This window comes from Sporosalibacterium faouarense (assembly GCF_016765695.1).
Taxonomy (GTDB): domain Bacteria; phylum Bacillota; class Clostridia; order Tissierellales; family VENL01; genus Sporosalibacterium; species Sporosalibacterium faouarense.
The window spans coordinates 1-6,634 of record NZ_JAETGO010000009.1 but is presented as its reverse complement, the minus strand read 5'-3'; the positions used below and the strand labels follow the sequence as shown (position 1 = coordinate 6,634).

Here is a 6,634-nt window from a genome sequence, read left to right as displayed (position 1 = left end):
AGGGGAAGAAAATGTAGGAGGTTTAATAGGATATAACAGAAGAGCAGATATAGTTAATAGTTACTATGATAGTACAATATCAGGGTTAACTGAGCCAACAGAACAAGCAAAAACAACCGAAGAACTAATGAACAGCTTGACTTTTATAGGATGGGAATTTGGAGATGTTTGGGAAATAGATGAAGGCAGTTCGTATCCATATCTTAAAGTAGTTCCTATACCAACTAACTTTATAGTAGATATTTTAGAACATAATAAAATAGGGTTGATTTGGAATGCAGTCGAAGATGCAACAAGCTATCAAATAGAAGTAGACAATAAAGTGATAACTGATGAACTAGAATTATCATATATACATGAAAACTTAGCTCCAGGAACTTTACATGAATATCGAATTAGAGCTAAAGAAGGTACTCATATAAGTGATTGGAGTCAGAAGTTAACAGAAATAACACTATTACAGGTTCCACAGAATGTAACATCTACAGTAACAGAAAATTCTATAGCAATAATTTGGGATGAAGTAGTTAATGCAGATGAATATGAAATAGAAATAGATGGCAAGGTATCGGATACGGTGACAGGAACCTCATATGTGCACGATAATTTACAACCTAATACTCAGCACTTTTATAGAGTAAGGGCTAAGAATGAACTTGTTAAGAGTCAATGGACTGATGTAAATTCAATAATTAATTGGTTACCATCAGAATCAGCAATTTGTGTGGCATCAACAAATTGGATTAAAGATATAGATGTAAATGATGAAATGGAAATTGTTTTAAAAACTAATAACTTAACAGATATGTATACCTTTGAAGTTGAACTAGGATATAATCCAGAAGAGTTGTTAATTAATGAAGAAACAATTGAGCAGATATTAAATGTAGCAGGAGAAGATATATATTTTAGTTATAAAAACTTTGATGATGGTAGATTAAAAGTTATTTTGTCAAAAACACATGATATAGAAGGACAGGATGGAAAATTTGATATATTTAGCTTTAAAATAAATCTAATAACAGAAGAACAAACTGAAATTAATATCAATTCAATACATTTAGTTGACTCAAAAGGAAAGTATATTGAAATAATTCAACCAAAAGAAATGAAAATTAAAGAACTTACAGAGGAGCAACGTATCTATTAGGGTTAACCCCAATAGATACAAACAAAGGAGGTATATAAGTGCTGAATAAAATAAATTTTAAAAATATGTTTTATAAAATTATATTCTTTATTTCCATGCTATTAATATTCTTAACAGTAAATACATGTTATGACACTGTTTTCGCTGATAGCAACAGTAAATCTATATCTGATACAGATACAAAATCTAGTAATAATTTTGTACAAGAGAAAGCCTATGATGATGGCGAATATGAGGGGGTACTACAACTATATAGTGTAGTAAATTTAACAAGGACAGAGTATAGGACAGAGCATAAAACATTTAAAAAATCAGCAAGTAATACAATAACTAGATATTATAATGAAGACGGAAGCTTTGATCATCATACAGAAAATTGGAATGGTCCATCGGATCATAACAACTATCCAATTAATCAAGATGGATATTCAGGTACTATTCCTAGGGTAGGTACTTCAGACAGTGGTGAAAGAATTGTATCTACTTGGCCAGATGGAACTAAAAAGAAATCTAAGATAACGTATACGGCAAAGTATGAAGGAGAGTTAAGCAAACAAGTTCCATATACTGTCTATGAATATAAGGGTAAATATAAAGGTCATGCATATAAAAAAGAAGTAGTATTATCTAATTATGGTGATCCTTCAAACGTTGAGTTTGTAAATGAACCAGTCAATATTATTACAGGAAACTATTATGCAGTAAGCACTGATCTAACAATACCAGAAATAGGACAAGATCTAAAAATACAAAGATATTATAACTCATTAGATAAAAGAAATAGTATAATAGGTAAAGGTTGGAGATTAAACTACGATACAAGTCTTAGTAAAAATGGTTCTAGTAACGATATAACGATTATCTATCCTAGTGGTAAAACCATTATATTTGAAAAAGATGCTGGAAGTGATACATACGATTCACCTGAAGCTGTATTTGATACTTTGATTCAAAATAGCGACAATACTTATACTTTAGAATTGCAAAATAAGCTTAAGTATAAGTATAATAGTTCAGGTAAATTAATAGCTATTATTGATAAGAATGATAATACAGTGAATATTTCTTATGATGGCTATGGTAATATAGATGTTGTCACTGGTGAAGGAGGTAAAACTCTATCATTTACCTTCGTCGCTGGTAAGTTAAAAACTATAACTGATGATATAAATAGGACTATCACTTATAATTATGATAGCTCAAACAATTTAAAAGAAGTAATAGATACAGGAGACAATACAACTATATATTCATATAATAGCTATGGTATAACTGACATTAGGGACGGTAACAACAAGAAATTCATAGAAAATGTATATGATAAATTTAGTAGAGTGATTCGTCAATATGATGAAGAGGGAAATGAAATTCGTTACGACTATGACGATATAAATAGACAAAATACATACACATTCACTGCGACTGGAAAAAGCATAAAATACAATTACAATGATACACTTTATGTCACAAAAAAAATATACAATGATGGTACATATGAACAATATACATATGACCAGTGGGGAAATAAAGATAGTATCAGAGACAGGAATGGAAATACAACAAATTATCTCTATAATGCCAGAGGGGATTTGCTGGAGTTAACATCACCAAGTCCTTTCAGCTATGAAACAATATTTGAGTATGATGAAAATAATAATATAGAAAAAATAACAAATCCTAGTGGAGCAACCACAACATACACTTATAATGAAAATGAAAATCTTGAAGAATCAATAGTAAGTATAAATGAAACAACTAATGGAATAACTTCATATACTTATGATGATAAAGGAAGGGTACTCACCATTACTGATCCAGAGAATAATGTAACGACCCTTGAATATGAAAATCATAAAGATCCAGTTAGAATAACTGATCCTGAAGGTAATGAAGTATCCTATACATATGATGGTGTTGGTAGGAAGAAAACTATAACTACTAGCTATGGGACAACCACATTATATTATAATGACTTAGATAAAATTATAAAAATAGTAGATGCAGATGGAAATACTACTAGAATGAAATACGATGGTCAAGGTAATCTAATAAAACTAATTAATCCAGAACAATATAATGAATCAGTAGATGATGGAGTAGGTACTACCTACGAATATGATGCAATGGATAGATTACTTAAGACTATAGACCCATTAGGAAATGTATTAGCTCAGAAATATGATGCTGAGGGAAATGTAGTTAAGGAAATAAATCCTAATTACTATAACTCTAGTACAGATGATGGAATAGGAAATGGCTATGAATATGACAAGAGTGGTAGATTAATTAGGGTTGAAAATCCTTCAGGAGAAAAGTCTAGAATTGTATATGATGGAGTAGGAAATCCAATTAAAGTTATAGATGCAAATAATTATAATGAAAGTACAGACAGTGGCAATGGATTAGAATATGAATTTAACTCTCTTAATAGATTAACTAAAATAATTGACACAGAAGGTAATGTAATTAAGAAGCTAGTATATGATGAAGATGGTAATATAATAAAAGAAATAGATGGCAAGGGATATATGAGTGGAAGTGATGATGATAGTAGATACGGAACATTATATAAATATAATCTAGCTGGATGGTTACTTGAGAAAAGAATACCTGTTAAAAAGGAAAGTGGAGAAATATATTACAACCTTACAAGATATACCTATGACAAAGCAGGTAGAGTTCTTGAGGAGAAAAAATCTCCTGAATATGTAACAATAGATAGTGAGCCAAGCAAATGGAATATCATTAACTATTTATATTATAAGAATGGACTAGTTAAAACAGTTATTGATTCTACTGGGGCATATATTGAATATTCCTATGATGAGTTAGGAAATACAACACTAGAAAAATCAAAGATAGATGATGATAAATATAGTGTAAAAGGATATCACTATGACAATCTAGGTAGACTTGATAGAGAATGGACAGAAATTGACGGAACAGATCTAAGGGATGGAGAAGAAGGTATTGTTTTAGCTGAGACACTATATCAATATGATAAAAATGGTAATATTATAAAAATCACTTCTCCAGAAGGATATATTACAGAATTCAAATATGATGATGGAAATAGATTGACAGAGAAAATTGAAGAAGTTCCAGAAGATTATATTGATGTGAAGGGAACAACAGCATCTGTAACTTCTGATAGAAGAATAATATATCCATCTGAAGAGTATGAATATGAAGTAAAAATAAATCCCGATGGTGAAGTAACATCACTTGATATAAACATTGAATATGATACAAGACTATTTGAAATAGTAGAAATAACTCCAGAAGTAGAGGGAATCACAGTGAATACTCATACAGGAGAAATTGAGATTGATGCATCTTCTTCTGATTTAACAAATGAAACAACGATTGCAACAATAACTATAAAAGCTAAAGATACGGTAAAAGGAACAGGATATATTAAAATAAATTCTTCATCTACATATACAGATGGTAATAGTAATAAATATAAATTCATTGAAGCAAATGGTAAAACGGCCATAATTAATGAACCAGATATGAATAATGATAATTCAGTTGAAACCGACGATTTCACATTAACAGCTATACTAAAGGATATAGAAAGGAGTAGCTTAAAATATAACGAGAAATTTGATATAGACGGCAGTAATATAATAGATACTCCAGATTTAGACTATATCAAAGACTGGTTATTTGAAGAAAAAAGCAATGATGTGAGTTTAGTAGAAGCTGAAAAATTCTATGAAAAACATATAACACCTGTATATACAACTTCATCTAGTACAGTAACAAGAACAACAACTTATGACTATGACAATGCAGGAAATTTAATAACTGAAACAGATTGCTACAATAATACCATTGAATATGAATATGATGAATATAATAGATTAATATCAGTAACTGATAAAGAAGGATCAACTTCAAAGGTATTCTATGATGAAGTAGGAAATATAGTAAAAGAAATATCTCCAGAAAACTACAATTCATCCACTGAAGACGGACCTGGAACTGTCTATGAATATGATAGTATGAATAGATTAGTAAAAGTAACAGATTCAAAGGGAAATGTAGTACAGAAAAATATCTATGATATAAACGGATTAAAGATAAAGGAAATAGATGCCAAGGGATATTTATCAGCATCAAATGATGATAATAGATATGGGACAGAATATACCTATGATATAGGAAATAGAGTAATAAGGATAAAAACTCCTGAATCTATAACGGTAGGTAAAGCAAAGGTGGAATATTCCTATGATTCCCTAGGCAATATCTTAACTTATACCGATGGAGAAGATAACACAACAACATATGAAAGGGATTTATGGGGGAGAGCAACAAAGATAATAGACGGAGAAGGAATAGAGAATACCTATGAATATGACTATGCAGGAAATGTAGTATCTTCAACAGATGGAGAAAACAATACAACTACTTATACATATAATAGGATGAATCTACTAAGCTCTATAACAGATCCATTAAATCAAACCATAACCTACAAATATGACAAAGAAGGTAGGTTAAGACTAGAAACATATAGAAATGGCGAAAGTATTCTCTATGATTACAACAGAGATGACAATCTAGTATCAAAGACAATAGCAGACAAAAACCTAGAAGAAAAATATCTATACAATAGAGATGGAAGTCTATTGGCAGCCATAAATTCATCAGGTATAGAAACATTTGAATATTCACCTAATGGATATCTAAAGAACAAATACAGAAATGAAAGAAATATTCTTGGATATGACTATGATAAGGATGGTAATATAACCGATGTAACAGACCAAACAGGAGCCACAACTTCATACACATATGATATATTAGGTAGAATAGACACAGTTTTAGATGGAAGTCAGGAAATAGCTGAATATAACTATAATATAGACAGTACCATATCAAGTATAAGCTATAACACAGGAGTGAATATATCCTATGGTTATGACCTAGACAAAAATATTGAAAGTCTAGTAAGTAAAAATCCACAGGGAAATATAATAAAGGAACTAGAATATTCCTACTACAACAATGGTAATATAAAAACAAAGGTTGAAAATGGACAAACTACAATTTATACTTATGATAAAGCAGATAGGTTAAAAACAGAAAACAATCCTATAGCTGGATTAATAACCTATAATTATGATGATGCCCATAATATATTAAAAAAACAAGTAGGAGACGAGATAACTACATATAGCTATGATGATAATAATAGACTGTTAGAGAGTATAACCAACGGAGTAACAACAACTTATGACTATGACAATAATGGAAATCTATTAGAAACCACAAAGGGTGAAGAAATAACTAGCTACATCTACAATGAATTTAATCAACTAAAAGAAGTAAACAAATCCGATGGAACATGGATGTATAACGAATACAGTCCATTAGGACTAAGAGTCGCTACAGAAGAAAATGGAATATACAATGGTTTCACATTTGATAGACAAAATATCATAACAGAAGTAGATTCAAATAATGACTTAG

Annotated in this window: 2 protein-coding genes; both read left to right on the top strand. The window is 30.1% G+C overall.

Translation table 11 applies throughout. The annotated features are described in order from the left end of the window. The coding region (locus JMO20_RS01155; protein WP_341533969.1) for a fibronectin type III domain-containing protein at positions 1-1,150 on the top strand (1,150 nt) is incomplete at its 5' end. A gap of 38 nt (positions 1,151-1,188) precedes the next feature. After that, positions 1,189-6,634 (top strand): DUF6531 domain-containing protein (locus JMO20_RS01150; protein ID WP_202707342.1); only part of this gene is annotated, 5,446 nt, incomplete at its 3' end.